Origin of the sequence: Hyphomicrobium sp. CS1BSMeth3 (assembly GCF_900117415.1) — a bacterium.
In the GTDB taxonomy this organism is placed as follows: domain Bacteria; phylum Pseudomonadota; class Alphaproteobacteria; order Rhizobiales; family Hyphomicrobiaceae.
In genome coordinates this window covers 2421612-2439120 of the sequence record NZ_FPEI01000006.1, presented here as the reverse complement: position 1 = coordinate 2439120, position 17509 = coordinate 2421612, and the positions used below count along the sequence as shown (strand labels likewise).

Genomic DNA, 17509 nt, shown 5'->3' with positions numbered 1-17509 from the left:
TCGAACTGAGGTGAATTTCAAGTCCGTTGCTTTAGTGTGACTCAGATCGAGAAATTCGCTCTCTACCGTGCTGCGTGATCCGGCGAATTTCTCGATCATCACACTAGGTGATCTCGCTCTCGGCGGGGCTGCCCCGCTGATGGAAGGCGCGGCCCCGATCAGGCCGCGCGCGTGATGATCTTGGCGAACTGGGCCGGATCGGCATTGCCGCCCGAGATGAGCGCGGCGACGGCGCGGCCCTCGACCGGGACCTTGCCCGTGAGGATCGCCGCGAGGCTCGCGGCACCGCCCGGCTCGACGACCAGCTTCAGCTCCTCGAAGGCAAAGCGCATGGCGTCGCGGACCTCGTCGTCCGTCACCGAGACACCGCCCTTCATGAGAGCCGTTCCGATGGCGAACGTGTGCTTGCCGGGTGTCTCCGCCATCAGCGCGTCGCAGATCGAGCCGGAGAGGCGGTCATTGCGCTCGGGCTTGCCGCTCGCGAGCGAGCGGGCGAAGTCGTCGAAGCCGGCGGGCTCTACGGTCCACACGTCTGTCGACGGGCTCGCGTCCTTGACGGCGACGGCGATGCCGCTCGCGAGACCGCCACCCGAGACGTTGATCAGCACGGCGTCGAGCTTCACGCCGCGGCGCGCGACCTCGGCCATCATCTCGAGGCCGGCCGTGCCCTGGCCGGCGATGACATCAGGGTCGTCGAAGGGCGGCACGAAGATGGCCTTGCGCTCCTCGCAGAGCGCACGGGCAATGGCGTCGCGGTCCTCGCGCTCGCGGTCGTAGGGCACGACCTCACCGCCGAAGGCCTTGGTGCGCGCAACCTTGATCGGCGGGGCGTCCTTCGGCATGACGATCGCGGACTTCAGACCGCAGAGCGTGGCGGCGGCGGCGACACCCTGGGCGTGGTTGCCCGAGGAGGAGGCGACGACACCGCCCGGATAGGCCTTCGGGTCGACCTTGGAGATCTTGTTGTAAGCACCGCGGAACTTGAAGGCGCCGACTCGCTGGAGGTTCTCGCACTTCAGGAACACGCGCCCGCCGACCTGCTTGTTGAGGGCGGGGTGCTCGAGAACGGGCGTCGCGACGATGTGAGGCGCGAGCCGCTCGGCGGCAGCACGGATCATCTCGATCGTCACGGGCAGCGTCGGCATGGCGGGATCTCTTGGCTGGTGGCTTTAATGGGCGGAGCGGGCGCCCGCTCAATACACCAGGCGCGCGCATAAGGCCATGCGCGTCGTGCCGCGAGCCCGACTAGGCCAACCGGCGGATCCAAGCCCCCGTGGGCAGCGGGGATAGTGCTGTTTCTTCACAATGTATTTCCGCTTTCGCAGCCGGGATTGAAGTATAGACGTCTTGCGGTGGATAGTTCGCGCTTGCGGCCGGGGCGTGGCGCGACTACCCGTGCGGAATGATCCCGACGCTCCGCGCCCGTGGCGCTGCGTCCGGCTAGGAGGGATGTGAGATGGCGCGCCAGTATTTTGGCACGGACGGCATCCGGGGGCTTGCCAATACGCCGCCGATGACTGCCGAAGTCGCGCTCAAGGTCGGCATGGCGGCGGGCAAGGTGCTCGCGCAGGCGGGCGGCCACCGGCAGAGGGCGGTGATCGGCAAGGACACCCGGCTCTCGGGCTACATGATCGAGAATGCGCTGATGTCGGGCTTCACCGCCGTCGGCGTCGACGTGTTCCAGCTCGGCCCCATGCCCACGCCCGCGGTCGCCATGCTCACGCGGTCTCTGCGTGCCGATATCGGCGTCATGATCTCGGCTTCGCACAATCAGTTCGCCGACAATGGCATCAAGCTTTTCGATGCCAACGGCTTCAAGCTGTCCGACGAAGCCGAGCTCGAGATCGAGTCGCTGATCGATACGCCCGCCGCCGAGCTATTGGTGCCCTCCGACAAGATCGGCCGCGCGACGCGCATCGAGAGCGCCCAGGAGCGCTATATCGAATATGCCAAGCGTACGCTGCCGAAGAACCTGCGCCTCGACGGGCTCAGGATCGTCATCGATTGCGCGCACGGTGCCGGCTACAAGGTGGCGCCGCAGGCGCTGTGGGAGCTCGGTGCCGAGGTGATCCGCATCGGCGTCGAGCCGAATGGTTTCAACATCAACGAGAAGTGCGGCTCGACGGCGCCGGAGTCCCTTCAGGCCAAGGTGCGTGAGCTCAGGGCCGACATCGGCATCGCGCTCGACGGTGATGCCGACCGCGTCGTGATCATCGACGAGAAGGGTGCGATCGTCGACGGCGATCAGCTCCTGGCCGTGATTGCGGAGAGCTGGCGCCGCCGTGGCCGCCTGCTCGGCGGCGGCGTCGTGGCAACGGTCATGTCGAACCTCGGGCTCGAGCGTTATCTCGGTACGCTCGGCCTCACCATGATCCGCACGCCGGTCGGGGACCGCCATGTGGTCGAGCACATGCGCCGGCACAACTACAATGTGGGTGGCGAGCAGTCGGGGCACATCGTTCTTTCCGACTTCGGCACGACGGGCGACGGGCTCGTCGCAGCGCTGCAGATTCTGGCAACGGTGGTGACGACGGATCGGCCGGTCAGCGAGGTCTGCAATCGCTTCGAGAGGATCCCGCAGCTTTTGCGCAATGTGCGCTATGCCAATGGCTCGCCGCTTGAGGATGGCCGCGTTCTCGCCGCGATCGACGCCGCGAAAGCCAAGCTCGGCGACAAGGGACGCCTACTGATCCGCCCGTCGGGCACGGAGCCCGTCATTCGCGTCATGGCCGAAGGCGAGGACGAGCGGCTCGTCAATGCGATCGTCGGCGATATCGTCGCGGCCGTTCAGAACGTCGCGCACGTCGGCTGACCAACAACGAAGTTCAAGCCTGGGAGTACGCCCAGTGTGATGATCGAGAAATTCGCCATATGTCGCAGCACGGTACCAAGCGAATTTCTCGATCTGAATCACACTGGCAAGATTGTGATTCTAGTGTCCCTTTTGATTCCGAAGTTCGCTCGGGACGCTAGCATTGAGGATAGGCGAACTTCGGAATCGGGACACTAATGTCTGACCACATTCTGAAGCATCTCGATGGCGGCGTGCTCACGGTGACGCTCAACCGGCCGGAGAAGTACAACGCGCTGACATTCGAGATGTACGACGGGATCGCCGACATCTGCTCGAATGTGCCGGCGGACGGCTCGGTGAAGGCGATCGTCTTTCGCGGGGCGGGCGGCAAGGCGTTCGCGGCAGGCACCGACATCTCGCTCTTTCGCAGCTTCGAGACGCCCGAGCAGGGCATTGCCTACGAGAAGAACGGCGACAAGGTCTTCACCGCGCTCGAGCGCTGTCCCGTGCCGACGATTGCCGCGATCACGGGCGCCTGCACCGGCGGCGGCGCCGGCATCGCGGCGTGCTGCGACATGCGCATTGCCACGCGCTCGCTGAAGTACGGCTTTCCGATCGCGCGCACGCTCGGCAATTGCCTGTCGGCGGCAACGCTCGCGCGGCTCGTCGGGCTCTTGGGCGAGGCAACCGTCATCGACATGCTCTACACCTCGCGGCTGATCGAGGCGGATGAGGCGCTCAGGATCGGCCTCGTCAACGAGGTCGTCGAGGATCATGATGCGCTCGTGGCGCGCTCCGACGCGCTCGCACGCCAAATTGCCGGCCATGCACCACTGACGCTGCGCGTGACCAAAGAACTATTGCGCCGGCTGCGCCACCGCCTCCCGGTCGTCGATGACGACGATTTGATCGGCATGGTCTACACGAGTGCCGACTTCAAGGAAGGCATGGCGGCCTTCCTCGAAAAACGGAAGCCCAACTGGCAAGGGCGCTGAACGCCACTTTCTAGATTGCTGCGCCGCAAAGACGCCGCAGTCCTCACGGGCGGCGGCGCCGTCTTTGCGCCTTCATGCAACCGCTTGCTGAAATATCAGCGTGCGCGTAGGCTACGCGTGCTCAATACAAAAAACCATAACAGCGCCATCAACAAACAAGGTGCTCATTAGGGAGGTTTCTAGAATGACGGGCGTATCACGTCGAAAATTCCTCAAGACGACGAGTGCCGGTGCACTCGCCGCAGGTTCGGGTGGCCTTGCCGGCATTCTGGCGACCGGCCGTGCACCGGCATACGCGCAGCAGACCACCGTTCACTGGCTGAGATGGAATGACTTCGTTCCGGCTTGCGATCAGCTTCTCCGCCAGAAGCTCCTCCCCGAAGCCGAGAAGGCGCTCGGGATCAAGGTTCGCTACGAGACGGTGAACGGCAACGATCTCCAGCCGCGCATCACATCGGGCATTCAGTCGGGCGCCGGCCCCGACCTGATCATGCTCTTCAACAACCACCCGCATCTCTACAAGGCGAGCCTCGCCGATGTCAGCGACGTGGCTGACGAAATCGGCAAGGCGCAGGGCGGCTGGTACAAGCTCTGCACGGCGAACAGCTCTTCGGGCGGCAAGTACTTCTCGATGCCGATGGCGATCATCGGCGCCATGAATGCCTACCGCAAATCGTGGTTCGCCGAGGTCGGCTACAACGAGTTCCCGAAGACGTGGGATCAGTATCGGGATGTCGGCAAGAAGTTGAAGGCCAAGGGCTATCCCATCGGTCAGTCGTTCGGCCAGTCGTTCGGCGATCCGCCGACGTTCGCCTACCCGCTGCTGTGGTCGTTCGGCGGCGCCGAGATCGACGACAAGGGCAAGGTCGTCATCAACTCCAAGGCGACCGTTGATGCCGTGAAATGGATGGCAGCGGCCTGGACGGATGCCTTCGACGAAGGCGGCCTCGCCTGGGACGACGCCTCGAACAACCGCGCCTTCCTCGCCGGTACGATCTGCTCGACGCTGAACGGCGCCTCGATCTACATCGAGTCCATGCGCAAGCCTGAGCAGTACAAGCAGGCGAACGGCAAACCGCTCAAGGAAGACATCCTCCACGCACCGCTGCCGGCCGGCCCTGCCGGGCAGTTCGGCTTCCACACGTACACCTCGCACGTGATGCCGAACTACTCGAAGAACCAGCAGGCGACGAAGGATCTCCTTCGCTTCATTCATAAGAAAGAGAACTACGACCAGTGGTTCACGACCGGGCTCGGCTTCTACACGCCCGGCACCATGTCCTGGGAAAACCATGACCTGTGGAAGAAGGATCCGGTGATGGCGCCGTTCGCGGTCGCCGGCAAGCTCGGCCTGACGCCCGGCTATCCAGGCGAGCCGAATGCCAAGGCCGCCGAGGTGCTCACGAAGTACCTCATCGGCAACATGTTCGCCGGCGCGATCCGCGGCCAGAAAGCCGAGGATGCGGTCGCGGCCTGCGAGGCCCAGCTCAAGAAGATCTACGAGGGCTGAGGCACTCTGATCGGAATGACATGACCGGAGCGGGCGCCGCTCCGGTCACCAGTGGCTAAAGCAACGGACTTGAAATTCGCCTCACCTCGAGGCCGGCAGGGAGCGAATTTCAAGTCCAAAGTTGCTTTGGAACCCAAAGGTCTAAAGCGTCTTTGGACCTCAAATGCGACTTCGAGCCCGATCCGAACCGTGGGTCGCATTTGAGGTCCGACGCTTTAGGGCGGTCGGCAGGCGCGGCCTGCCGCCGACGTCCATCACATCTTCCGAAAGGACAAAACGCCGATGGCTGTTGCGGCGTCCACTTCCACACCTCAACGTGTGATCGTACCGAAGGCCAAATGGCGGCCGCTCGAGAACGAGCGCAACCTCGCATGGCTTCTCCTGTTGCCGACGATGGTGCTGCTTGGCCTTTTCATCGCCTATCCGTTCATGCGCGGCCTGCTGCTGTCCGTCACGGATACGCGCGTCGGTGTGCCGGGAGAGTTCGTCGGTCTCGACAATTTCCGCCGCCTTGCGTCGGACCCGATCTTCCACGCGGTCGTGTGGAACACCTGCTGGTACACGTTCGTCACGACGATCTTCAAGCTGGGCCTCGGGCTCTGGCTGGCGCTGTTGCTGAACCGCTCCTTCAGGTTCAAGGCCTTCACGCGCGCCTTCATCCTGCTGCCGTTCATCATCCCGACGGTGCTCTCCACGTTCGCGTGGAAGTGGATGTTCGACCCGACCTTCAGCGTCCTCAACTGGATGCTCTACCAGACGGGCCTCATCCGCGGCGCCATCAACTGGCTCGGCGATGGCGATCTCGCCATGCTCTCGATCATCATCGTCAATATCTGGCGCGGCGTGCCGTTCTTCGCGATCTCACTGCTCGCCGGCCTGCAGACGATCAGCCCTGATCTGAACGAGGCGGCGGCGATCGATGGCGCGCGGCCCTGGCAGCGCTTCTGGTACATCACCTGGCCGTTGCTTCTACCGGTGACCATGGTCGTGATGCTCTTCTCGGTCATCCAGACGTTCGCCGACTTCCAGATCGTCTACGTGATGACGGGCGGCGGGCCAGCCAACGCGACGCATCTCTTCGCGACCTACGCCTATCAGCTCGGCGTCGGCACCGGCCTTCTGAGCCAGGGTGCGGCCGTCTCGCTTGCGATGTTCCCGATCCTGCTGCTGATCGTGATCATCCAGCTCCTCTATATCCGCCGCGTGGAGGTCCGCTGATGATCGAAGGTGCGATCTGGCGCCGCTGGGTGTTCTTCTACATTCCCCTCGCGCTCTTCCTGATCTTCCTGCTCTTCCCGTTCTACTGGATGCTGATCACGACATTCCGGCCGGACGGCGAGCTCTACCGGCCGTGGCGTGCGGCCAACTACACGCCCTTCTGGACGTGGAACCCCACGCTCGACCACATCAAGTATCTTTTCCGGGAGACGATGTTCGCGACGTGGCTCTGGAACACCATGTTCATCGCGACCGCCTCGACCATCATCTCGCTCATCTGCGGCGTGCTCGCGGGCTACGCGCTCGCGCGGTTGAACTTCCCCTTTGCCGGCAGTCTCGGCACGGGGATCTTCATTACCTATCTCGTGCCGCAGACATTGCTCTTCATTCCCCTCTCGGAGATCATCCGGAACTACAAGCTCGGCGACACACCATGGTCGCTGATCCTGACCTACCCGACATTCCTCATACCCTTCTGTACGTGGCTCATGATGGGCTACTTCAAGGCCGTGCCGAAGGAGCTCGAGGAATGCGCCCGAATAGACGGCGCCTCGCGATGGCAGGCAATGCTCTACATCATCATTCCCGTCGCCATTCCGGGCATTCTCTCAGCCGGCATCTTCGCCTTCACCCTCTCGTGGAACGAGTTCATCTACGCGCTCGTGTTCCTCTCGAGCCCCGAGCAGAAGACCGTGCCGGTCGGCGTCGTCTCGGAGCTCATACGCGGCGATGTCTTCTTCTGGGGCCCGCTGATGGCGGGCGCGCTGCTCGGGTCGATCCCGGTGGCGATCGCCTACTCCTTCTTCGTCGAACATTACGTTTCGGGCCTCACGGGGTCGGTCAAGGGATAGAAGCATGGCAACAGTCAGCATCCGTGGGGTTCACAAGCGCTACGACGACTTCCACGCTGTCAAGGGCGTGAGCCTCGAGATCAAGGACAAGGAGTTCGTCGTCCTCGTCGGGCCTTCGGGTTGCGGCAAGACGACGACGCTCAGAATGGTCGCGGGCCTCGAGACGATCACCGAGGGCACGATCCTCATCGGCGATACGGTGGTCAACGAGCTGCCGCCGATGGATCGCGACATCGCGATGGTCTTCCAGAACTACGCGCTCTATCCGCACATGAGCGTCTACGACAACATGGCCTTCGGCCTGAAAATGCGGAAGTTCGACAAGGCCGAGATCAAGCGGCGGGTCAGTGAGGCAGCCGACATCCTCGGCATCAAGGATCACCTGCACAGGAAGCCGCGGCAGCTCTCGGGCGGCCAGCGCCAGCGTGTCGCGCTCGGCCGCGCCATCGTGCGCAATCCGCAGGTCTTCCTGTTCGACGAGCCGCTGTCGAACCTCGATGCCAAGCTGCGCGTGCAGATGCGCGTGGAGCTGAAGAAGCTCCATCAGCGTCTCGGCACGACGGCGGTCTACGTCACGCACGATCAGGTCGAGGCCATGACGCTCGGCGACCGTGTCGTCGTGATGAAGGACGGGCTCATTCAGCAGGTGGGCGAGCCGCTCGAGCTCTACAATCATCCGGCCAACAAATATGTCGGCGGCTTCATCGGCTCGCCGGCCATGAACTTCGCCGACGTGACGATCGCGCAGAACGGCAGCGGGCTCGTCGCGTCCAACAGCGCCATGAACATCGGCGTGCCCGAGCATCTCGCCGCTCCGCTCGGGCCCCATGTCGGGCGGCCGGCCACATTTGGCATCCGCCCCGAGGATCTGCGGCTCGCGGACGGCTCCGAGCCCGCGCACCACACCTTCGAGGCCGTGGTCGAGGTCGCCGAGCAGCTCGGCTCTGAGATCCTGCTCGATGTTTCATGCGGACCAAGCAGCATGGTCGCGAGCGTCGATCCGACCGTGCGCGTCAAGCCCGGCGAGAAGATCCGCCTTGCCTTCAACCCGCATCGGGCGCATTTCTTCGACGGAAAGACCGAGATGGCCGTAAGGGGTTGAGTGACGGGCCGAGGCCAGAGCTGCAGCTCATCCCCTCTCCCCGTGCTTACGGGGAGAGGGTTAGGGTGAGGGGCAGCGGCATACGCTGACGTCTCATTTGTAGCCGCCCCTCATCCCGACCTTCTCGTCGCGCCAGAGGCGCGCTTCCAGCGCGACAAGGACGGGGAGAAGGGGAAGGCGAGGCGCCAAGTGGGAGCTTCCTGATGGATGATCGGTTGAAGTCGCTCGTGCTCGACATGCTGGAGTGGATGGGCCCCGAGCCGCGGCCCTACACCGAGGTTATCGAGGCATGGCGCACATCATGTCCGCGCCTCACGGTGTGGGAGGATGCCGTCGAAGAGGGCTTGGTCTCGTCGGCCGTGGTCGACGGACGCGGCGTGCTCGTCAGCATCACGCCGCACGGTCGCGCTTTGCTCGCGGAGAGCGGTCGCGTTAAGGGGCACGGGCGTGCGGCCAGTGCGCGTCATCCCCTCTCCCCGCTTGCGGGGAGAGGGCTAGGGTGAGGGGCGGCGGCATACGCTAACGTCGCGCAAGTTCCCGCCCCTCATCCCGGCCTTCTCCCCGTGAAGGACGGGGAGAAGGGGAAGAAAGGGCGGCCTGAGTCTCACCGATACTTCCCGTCCCAACCCTCGGGAACGCCGACGACCTTGCCGTCCTTGTCGACTTCGGGGCGGTTCATGGAAAAGGTCGTCTCGGGCGTGACGACGGCATATTCCATGTAGCCCATGCGGCCGAGCGGGCGCATTTCCGAGGTGTTGACGATCCCGTCCTTGATGTAGCGGTCGTCGATGTGAATACCGACGACGTAACCGATCACCATATTGAAGCCGCCCTTCTGCGGGGCGATCGCCGGCAGCTCGATGGTCTTCCAGTGCTTGCACTCGAAGACGGCGGCAGCTTCCTTGACGTACGGCGCTTTGACGAGCTTGCCGCGCACACCCGTGAGGCCCGAGAGCGGGAATTCATCGACATTGGCCGGTACAGCCGCGGAGGACATGTTCATGTGCTCGCGCAGGTTCCAGGTGGACATCGAGCAGGTGAACTCGCCGTTCTCCTGGATGTTGCGGAGCGAGTCCTTGATGCCGCCCGAGCCGAACACGACGTAGTGCGGCCGGTCGCCGACCGCGTTGAAGAAGCTGTACGGCGCGAGGTTCGCGATGCCGTCGTTGCTGATCGTGCCGATCCATCCGATCGGGCGTGGTGCCATGAGCGCCTTGAAGGGATCGTGCTTCAGGCCGTGCTTGTTCTCGATGGCGTCATAGAACATGAAGGAGCTCCGGGTTCGGGGCAGATCAGGCCTGCCAGCGTGTGACGATATCGGCGAGGGCAGGGCGCTCGCGATCTTCTTGCGGGGCACTGTCCGTGCCGATGTAGACGAAGCCCGCGATACGCTCGTTGGCGGCAAGGCCGAGGGCTTTGCCGATCGTATCGCTGAAGCTGTACCACTCGGTGATCCAGCAGGTGCCATAGCCGAGGGCGTTCGCGGCGAGGCAAAGATTGAAGGCCGCAGCACCGCACGAGAGAAGCTGCTCGATTTCCGGCGCGCCCGGGTTCGGCACGACACGCGAAATGACGGCGACGACGGTCGGAGCGCGCATCAGTCGGCCGCGCTCGGCTTCGAGGCGTACGGCAGACGGCGCCTCCTTGTCCTCGGCCGCGACCGTACGCGCCAGGATCTCGCCGAATTTCGCCCGCGCCTCGCCCTCGAAGACGATGAAGCGCCAGGGCACGAGCTTCTTGTGGTCGGGCACGCGGGCGGCGCACGTGAGGATCGTCGCAAGCTCGTCCGGCGTCGGACCAGGGGTGGTCAGCAACGCCGCCTTGGCCGATCGGCGCTTCAGCAGGAATTCGATCGTGGCGTTGGTCATAGTGTTTCCAAGGTGGCCATCAGGATCAGGGGGCGCTCGGGTGGTGTCTCAGGCAGGATTTCCTACGAGGTCCTGCCGCGCTGCCCGAGCTTGTGACCGAGCACAGCGAGCCCTCCGATACCAACGAACGCTAATACGAGAACATGTAGAAGCTCCCCGACGCCGTTTGCGAGCAGTGCAATTTCGCGTTCATTCCACCAATCCCTGAATGCTTCGAAGGCCATTCCGCCAACCAGCACCAGATAAACCCAGAGAGCTGCTCGTTGTGGCGATGACGAGAGCGCTCCGATTACGATTGGTACGATGAGCACCGCAAGCAAGAATGCGATGAAGTCCAGGTTCTCGGATAACACGGCAACTCCGATCTGCTGAGCCACAGGGGACCGAAGGTTAGGACGCGGCAAACCCAGGGTTCGAACCGAGACGCACCCGCGCTCGTGCCTTCTCGCTAACGTATATCCTAATACGGTACAATGGTTGGAACACTACTCGCGGAGGGGGTTTGGAATGGGTCAAGAGTGGTTGCGGTGGCTGTCTGTAGCCGTCGTCCTGCTTCTCGCAGGGACGATGTGGCTTGCGGCCGCACTCCCGGCTAAGGCGGCCGAAGGGCCGGCGCTGACAGTCGTCATGGACGGCTCGGGCTCCATGTGGGGCAAGCTCGGTACCGAGCGCCTCGCGAAGTTCCAGGTCGTGCGCCAGGGGCTTGCCGAGGCCCTGCCGAAGCTGCCGGCCATGACGCGTGTCGGGCTTGTCGCCTTTGGCCATCGCCGCACGGGCTGCCAGGATGTCGAGGTGATGCGTGCGCCGGAGGCCGGTGAGCCGGGCCGCATTGCCGACATGCTGAACGACTTCAATCCCAAGGGTCGTGGACCGGTGGCGGCGGGCCTGCAGACCGCGCTCGAGACCCTGCCGAAGGACGATCCCGGCACCATCCTTCTCGTTCATGATGATCTCGACAACTGCCAGCAGAACCCCTGCGCGCTGATGGAGAGCGTGCGCGCGCAGCATCCGCGCGTGACCATCCACGTGCTGTCGATCGGTCTCAATCCGGCAGATGCGCGGCAGATGCAATGTCTGACGGTGCCGACCAACGGCCAGCACTATGTCGCCACTTCGGGCGCGCAGATCCTCAATGCCATTGCCGAGGTCGTCGAGATCGCGGCGCGGACACAGCCGCGGGCTCCTTCGCCGACGGCGGGCGGTCCTGCCGCTTCCGCAGTATTGCCGGAGCCAAGTGGTCCGGGCGTGCAATTGGTCGCCATGCTCGGTCAATCGACATCAGGGACGCCGGTGCCTGATCTTCCCGTACGCTGGCGTATCGAGCGACTTGGCGGCGGAGAGGCGCCGGCCGCCTCGCGCGCGGAAGGCGGGGCCGTGACGCTGCCGCTCGGTCCTGGCCGCTATGCCCTCACTGCCGAGCTGGATGCGCTCTCGGCGCGCCAGGAGATCGACGTGTCGGACGCGCCGTCCGCGCGCGTGCAGCTCTCGCTCTCGGGCGGCACGCTGCAGATGGCGGCGCTCGCCGGCCGCATGAACAAGCCGCTCGACGGCACCCGCTTCATCATCCGGCCGCTCGAAGCACCGGCGAACGCCGCCTCATCGAGCTGGCTCGCGCGCGGGCCGCGCGCCGAGATCGCGCTGCCGCCCGGCCGCTACGAGGTCGTGGCCATGCTGGGCAGCATCCGCGTCGTCCAGGAGGCGCAGGTGATTGCGGGCGAGCGCCGCGCCGCGGAGCTGCGCCTGCCGGTCGGCGAGCTCGAGCTTTTGACCTTCCCGAACGAGGGCAGCGGCCGGCTCGAGCAGGTCACGTACGTGATCCAGGAGGATGATCCCGACGCACCACAGGGGCGCCGCGAGGTTGCGCGCTCGGCCGCGGCGCGGCCCGTGTTCGCGCTGCCCGCTGGGACTTATCACGTGATTGCCAGCCATGGTGCGGTGGAGCTGCGCGACCGGGTCGCGATCGGTGCCGGCGAGGTCGTGCGCCGGGATCTGGTCCTGAACTCTGCCGAGATCAATCTTGCCTCGGGGATCGTACCGCGCCTCGCGAGCGCACCTGACGACGTGCAATGGCGGATCGTGCCGCTCGACAAGCGCGATGGGAAAGCCATCCGCGCCTATGGCGAGAACGCGCGCGTCGTGCTCGCCGCCGGGAAGTACCGGATCGAGGGGCGCTTCGGTACGCTGAATGCTGAGGCGAGCCGCGACATTGCCGTTGCAGCGGGCGCGCGCGAGACCGTGTCGCTGACGCCGCCGGCTGCGCGCGTGCGGCTGCGCCTCGTATCGGAGCCCGGCGAGGCGGTCAGCGACATCTTCTGGAAGGTCCGGCTGGCCAACGGCCCGATCGTGTGGAGCTCGACGGAGAGCGAGCCCGTCGGACTCCTGCAGCAGGGCAACTATGTGATCGAGGTGCAGACGCGCCAAGCGCGCCATGAGCGCTCGGCGGACATTCGCGCGGGGGCTGACCGTGTGCTGATCGTGGGGGAGAATTGAGCCCGGCCGGGTCGGCGGGGGTGGTCATTCTCGCGCCAAAGTCATAGGGCTAAAGCGTCGGGCCTCGAATGCGGCCCACGATTCGGATCGGGCTCAGAGTCGCATTCTGATGTCCAAAGACGCTTTAGACTCAACAATTCTAAAGCAACTTTGGACTTGAAATTCGCTCCCTGCCTGGCATCGAGGTGAGGCGCATTTCAAGTCCGTTGCTTTAGGCAACCATCCGCGCGGCGGTCCGCGATTTGCAGGGACCGACGGGCGCGCACCGACTGAGGAGCGAGTGTCGTGGGGGACGTGGGCCAGACCCGCCGTGCCGGGACCATTCGGGCGTCTGCGCGCCCCGCCCGCCTCCGCTTCTGCCTGGCGATGCTTTGCGCGATCCTCGGCTTGCTCGTGCCGGGCACGGGACATGCCCAGCAGGGGACCGAGGCCTGGCGACCGGATACCCGGGTGGCGCCCGGTGGCCCTCCGGCGGGCAACAGCGTCTTTTCCCTGCCGCCGAACGTGACCGTGGTCCCGCGTTCCGCACCGACGGGCGGCGCGCAGGAAGTGCAGCTCACGGCGTTTCTTACGGACGATGCGCCACCCATCGATCAGGGCCTCGTCTGGCACATCTTCCAGGACAGCGAGAAGGACGGGGCGCCCGTCCGCCATCACCGTACGGTCCGCGATGCGAACCCCGTGATCCGGTTGGCGCCGGGGCGCTATCTCGTCAATGTCTCCTTCGGGCGCGCGAACCTGACGCGTACGCTCGTCGTCGAGCAGGGCGCGACGCTGAACGAGCGCTTCGTCCTCAATGCGGGCGGGCTTCGCGTGAGCGCACACCTCGGCAATGGCACGCCGGCGCCCGAGGCCGCGGTCAGCTATGACATCTTCTCCGGCGAGACCGATCAGCTCGGCAATCGTCAGCGCATCATGAGCGGTGCGCGGCCCGGTCTCATCATTCGCCTCAATGCCGGCATCTTCCACATCGTCAGCCGCTACGGCGACGCCAATGCGGTCGTCAATGCCGACGTGACCGTCGAAGCGGGCAAGCTCACCGAGGTCGCGATCACGCATCCGGGCGCGACCGTGACCTTCAAGCTCGTCACGCGTCCAGGCGGCGAGGCCCAGAGCGGTGCGCAGTGGTCGATCCTCGATCCCGACGGCGAAGTCATCAAGGAGAGTGCCGGCGCCTTGCCGACCCACGTCCTGGCGGCGGGCAGCTACGTCGTGACGGCGAGCCATTCAGGCCGCGTGTTCCGGCACGGCTTTACTGTCCAGCCCGGCGAGACGACGCAGATCGAAGTGGTGATGAAGTAGCAGACGGCGGCCTTCGAAAAGAAAACGGCGCGGCTCACTCTTGGAGTGTACTGCGCCGTCTTGCTTCTGAGGCGTCTGCTTACTTCTTGGCCGGAGCGCCGTAGTCGTCGTCCTCGAGCGACTGCTGCTTTTTCTGCTGCTCGATGATTTTCATGTGCTGCTCGGACATCGGCTTTGTGCGTGCCGCCTCATTGAGCGTGTGCGGCAGCCAGGTGGCGATCGGCGGGAACGCAACAAGGAGCGCAATCGCAATGATCTGGAGCATCATGAACTGGAACATGCCCTTGTAGATCGTGAGCAGGCTCCAACTGTCCGCGACCTGTTTCAGGTAGTACGCCGACATCGCCACTGGCGGCGAGAGGAACGCGGTCTGCAGCACGACGGCGACCAGGGCGCCGAACCAGATGAGGTCGATGCCCATGGCCTTCACCACCGGATAGAAGATCGGCAGGAAGACGAGCACGATCGCCGGCCATTCGAACGGCCAGCCGAGAACAAAGATCAGGAAGAGGATCAGCACGAGCATCATCGTCGGTGGCAGCTGGAGGCCGAGAAGGCTCTCGGTGATCCAGTTGGCCGTGCCGAGGCGTGCGAACACGGCGCCGAAGACGTTGGACGTCACGGCCAGCAGCAGCACCATGCTCGACGTCGCCATGGTGCTGAGCAGCGCCCGCTTCAGGCCCGCAAATGTGAACTTGCCATAGGCCACCGACAAAAACAGTGCGCCGACGGCGCCGACAGCGGATGCTTCAGTCGGTGTCGCGAGGCCCGCGAGGATCGACCCGAGCGTCGCCGTGATCAGGCCGGCGAGCGGCACTACGCCGAGGAACACCTCCTTCAGAATGACGCCTGCGGAATGGATGCGCTCCTCTGGCGGTACGGGCGGCCCGAGCTTGGGATTGAGGATCGATCGCCCCATCAGGTATATGAGATAGATGCCGGCGAGCATGAAGCCCGGGCCGAAGGCGGCGGCATAAAGATCCGCGACCGACACGCCGAGCACAGGCCCCATCACGATCAGCATGACCGATGGCGGGATGAGAATGCCGAGCGTGCCGCCGGCCGTGATGGCGCCGGCCGAGAGCTCGGCGTCGTAGCCCGACTTGTTCATGATCGGCGAGGCCATGATGCCGAGCACGGTCACGGCGGCGCCGACGATGCCGGTCGCCATCGCAAATACCGTCGACGTCAGGATCACGACGAGGAACAGGGCGCCACGCAAACGCGACAGCAGGAGCCGGAACGCGGTGAAGAGCCGCTCCATCAGTCCGGCCTGCTCGGTGATGAAGCCCATGAGCACGAAGAGCGGCACCGCGGCGAGCAGCTCCTCCTTCATCATGCCGATGGTCTGGAAGTATGCGAGGTCATAGACCGTCGCGCCGATGCCGATGTAGCCGAACGTGAGCGCGAGGAACAGCAGCGTGAATGAGATCGGCACGCCGATGAAGATTGCGCCGATCAGCACGCACAGCATGATCAGGCCGATAAGGGCTTCGCCGCTCATACTTCGACCTTCTCTTTTTGCTCGAGTTCGATGCCCGTGCGGGCGGCATAGATGCTCTTGATGAGCTCAGAGACCCCTTGGATCAGCAGCAGGAGGCAGGCGAGCGGCACAACGGCCTTGAATGGCCACAGAAGGGGCCGCCACGGCGATTGATCGGACTGTTCGCCGATGTTGAAAGAGTAGAGAGCCTCGCCGAAGCCGATGTATCCGAGGATCGCCAGCGCCGGGAAGAAGAAGAGGACGTAGGAGATCGAGTCGATGATGCCCTTCGTGCGCGTCGAGAACTTGTCCCAGAAGAAGTCCGTCCTCACATGCGCGCCCTTGTGCAGCGCATAGGCGGCACCGAGCATGAAGAGGGTGCCGTAGAGCATGTAGGTGAGATCGTATGCCCAGGTCGTCGGTGCGTGAAACACGTAGCGGGAAATGACCTCGTAAGCGACGGCCCCCACGAGCGGCAGGGCGAGCAGCGCAATGAGGAGGCCGGTGGCATCGGTAAATCGATCGATGACACGAATGAGCGTCAGCAACGACCGCGGTGGTTCAGACATTTTAGGAATCCTTGGCGACAATTGCCGCAACAGGGCGCACGCGTGACCGCCGTCGACACGATGCGCGGGCGCTACCGTTCACGGAAACGGGGCGAGTCGTCCGGACCCGCCCCGCACTTCCTTGTCCTTTGCCGAGCTAGTTAGCCTTCGGCGGGAAGTAGTAGTTCGCCATGAAGGAGTAGGGCGGGAAGTAGAACCGCTTGTACGGCACGACGATCGAGGCGTAGGCCTTCTGGCTCTCGAGCACCTTCTTGAAGAAGGGGTTCTTCGCCGATTCCTCTTCCGCGATCTTGTCCCAGCCCTTGATGAACTCGAGGAGGATGTCACGCGGCGTCTGGAGGATCTGCACGCCGTGCTTCTCCTGCAGCTCCTTGAGCGCGTCGGCGTTCTGGCGCTGCCACTTCGCGTGCCAGATCACGTAAGCCTCATTGGCCGCCGACTTGATCCACTCGTGCTCTTGGGGCTTGAGGGTTTCCCAGACGTCCTTGTTGAAGAGGAGCTCGCCAACGGTCGTGTTCTCGTGCACGCCCGGCGAGTAGTGGAACTTCCAGACATTGTGGAAGCCGAGACGGAGATCCTCGACGCCGCCGACCCACTCGGCGCAGTCGATCACGCCGCGCTGGGCCGACGGAATGATTTCGCCGCCCGGCATGTTCACGACGGTGAAGCCGAGCGCCTTCCAGACCTCACCCGCGATGCCCGTCTGGCGGCACTTCATGCCCTTCATGTCGGCGACCGACGTGATGGGCTTGTTGAACCAGCCGAAGGCCTGCGGGCCCGAGGGCAGCACGGAGTACGCGACGACGTTGAGCTTCAGGTGCTTCTGGAAGAATTCCTGATAGAGCTCCCAGCCGCCGCCGAAATACATCCAGCCCATGAAGTCGGTGAAGTCCATGCCGAACGTACCGCCCGGACCGCCGGTGAAGAGCACCGCCGTCTTGTCCTTGCCGGTCCAGTAGCCGCCCCAGGCGTGAGCGCCGTCGAGCACCTTCTTGTGCGTTGCGTCGAGCACCTCGAAGGCGGGGACGACCTGTCCCGCTGGCATGGCATTGATCTTGAGCGTGCCGGCGGACAGCTTGTCGACGCGCTCGGCCCAGTATGTGAAGTTCTCGTAGAGGGTGAGAGATGCGGGCCACGTGGCCTGCATGTTGAGGGTTCTGGTCTGAGCAGTAGCAGGCCCGCTGAGGGCAACGGCCGCGCCAAGCGCCAGCCCACTCAAGACGCACTTCGCCTTCAATGGTAACATCAATATTCCTCCCTTTGGTCTTAGAACCTTTTTGTTGCGTCATAGAGAGCACGGCGCGGTGCGGTGCGTCAATCGTGTAAA

General features: G+C 64.2%; 15 protein-coding genes. 9 read left to right on the top strand and 6 right to left on the bottom strand.

Features of this window, described 5'->3' with window-relative positions:
- Positions 1-158: 158 nt before the first annotated feature.
- On the bottom strand, positions 159-1145 hold the full coding sequence (locus CS1BSM3_RS26290) for a threonine ammonia-lyase (RefSeq protein ID WP_072393077.1): 987 nt from the start codon (positions 1143-1145) through the stop codon (positions 159-161).
- A gap of 311 nt (positions 1146-1456) precedes the next feature.
- Here CS1BSM3_RS26290 and glmM point away from each other — a divergent pair, with 311 nt between their 5' ends.
- The 7 genes from glmM to CS1BSM3_RS28905 all read left to right on the top strand — a co-directional run bounded on the left by glmM (position 1457) and on the right by CS1BSM3_RS28905 (position 8973).
- A complete protein-coding gene (glmM, locus tag CS1BSM3_RS26285; RefSeq protein WP_072393074.1) occupies positions 1457-2812 on the top strand; it encodes a phosphoglucosamine mutase in 1356 nt (451 codons plus the stop codon).
- Positions 2813-3009: 197 nt separating this feature from the next.
- Positions 3010-3789 carry an enoyl-CoA hydratase gene (locus tag CS1BSM3_RS26280; RefSeq protein WP_072393071.1) on the top strand — a complete coding sequence of 260 codons (780 nt, stop codon included), beginning with the start codon at positions 3010-3012 and terminating at the stop codon, positions 3787-3789.
- Between the two features lie 184 nt (positions 3790-3973).
- Positions 3974-5299 carry an ABC transporter substrate-binding protein gene (locus tag CS1BSM3_RS26275; RefSeq protein ID WP_072393068.1) on the top strand — a complete coding sequence of 442 codons (1326 nt, stop codon included), beginning with the start codon at positions 3974-3976 and terminating at the stop codon, positions 5297-5299.
- A 282-nt stretch (positions 5300-5581) separates the two neighbouring features.
- Positions 5582-6517 carry a carbohydrate ABC transporter permease gene (locus CS1BSM3_RS26270; protein ID WP_083528916.1) on the top strand — a complete coding sequence of 312 codons (936 nt, stop codon included), beginning with the start codon at positions 5582-5584 and terminating at the stop codon, positions 6515-6517.
- A complete protein-coding gene (locus CS1BSM3_RS26265) occupies positions 6517-7368 on the top strand; it encodes a carbohydrate ABC transporter permease (RefSeq protein ID WP_072393062.1) in 852 nt (283 codons plus the stop codon). Before CS1BSM3_RS26270 ends, CS1BSM3_RS26265 begins: the two co-directional genes overlap by 1 nt.
- Positions 7369-7372: 4 nt before the next feature.
- The gene (gene ugpC, locus CS1BSM3_RS26260; RefSeq protein WP_072393059.1) at positions 7373-8470 is read left to right on the top strand and encodes an ABC transporter ATP-binding protein; all 1098 of its coding nucleotides are present in this window, start codon (positions 7373-7375) and stop codon (positions 8468-8470) included.
- Positions 8471-8673: 203 nt separating this feature from the next.
- Positions 8674-8973: a hypothetical protein gene (locus CS1BSM3_RS28905; protein ID WP_072393056.1), complete on the top strand. Its 300-nt coding sequence runs from the start codon at positions 8674-8676 to the stop codon at positions 8971-8973.
- 101 nt (positions 8974-9074) lie between these two features.
- On the opposite strand, the gene CS1BSM3_RS26250 is transcribed toward CS1BSM3_RS28905, so the two are convergent.
- On the bottom strand, positions 9075-9737 hold the full coding sequence (locus tag CS1BSM3_RS26250) for a flavin reductase family protein (protein WP_072393053.1): 663 nt from the start codon (positions 9735-9737) through the stop codon (positions 9075-9077).
- 25 nt (positions 9738-9762) lie between these two features.
- A complete protein-coding gene (locus tag CS1BSM3_RS26245; protein WP_072393050.1) occupies positions 9763-10338 on the bottom strand; it encodes a nitroreductase family protein in 576 nt (191 codons plus the stop codon).
- A gap of 507 nt (positions 10339-10845) precedes the next feature.
- Between CS1BSM3_RS26245 and CS1BSM3_RS26235 the strand changes: the two genes are divergently transcribed.
- Together CS1BSM3_RS26235 and CS1BSM3_RS26230 are read left to right on the top strand one after the other, a co-directional pair.
- Positions 10846-12828: a vWA domain-containing protein gene (locus tag CS1BSM3_RS26235; protein WP_072393046.1), complete on the top strand. Its 1983-nt coding sequence runs from the start codon at positions 10846-10848 to the stop codon at positions 12826-12828.
- A 285-nt stretch (positions 12829-13113) separates the two neighbouring features.
- On the top strand, positions 13114-14130 hold the full coding sequence (locus CS1BSM3_RS26230) for a hypothetical protein (RefSeq protein ID WP_143149366.1): 1017 nt from the start codon (positions 13114-13116) through the stop codon (positions 14128-14130).
- 79 nt (positions 14131-14209) lie between these two features.
- Here CS1BSM3_RS26230 and CS1BSM3_RS26225 read toward each other — a convergent pair whose 3' ends face one another.
- The 3 genes from CS1BSM3_RS26225 to CS1BSM3_RS26215 all read right to left on the bottom strand — a co-directional run bounded on the left by CS1BSM3_RS26225 (position 14210) and on the right by CS1BSM3_RS26215 (position 17428).
- Positions 14210-15634, bottom strand: a complete 1425-nt coding sequence (locus CS1BSM3_RS26225) for a TRAP transporter large permease (protein WP_072393042.1) — start codon at positions 15632-15634, stop codon at positions 14210-14212.
- Positions 15631-16182, bottom strand: a complete 552-nt coding sequence (locus CS1BSM3_RS26220) for a TRAP transporter small permease subunit (RefSeq protein ID WP_083528915.1) — start codon at positions 16180-16182, stop codon at positions 15631-15633. Before CS1BSM3_RS26220 ends, CS1BSM3_RS26225 begins: the two co-directional genes overlap by 4 nt.
- 136 nt (positions 16183-16318) lie before the next feature.
- A complete protein-coding gene (locus CS1BSM3_RS26215; protein WP_083528914.1) occupies positions 16319-17428 on the bottom strand; it encodes a TRAP transporter substrate-binding protein in 1110 nt (369 codons plus the stop codon).
- Positions 17429-17509 lie beyond the last annotated feature (81 nt).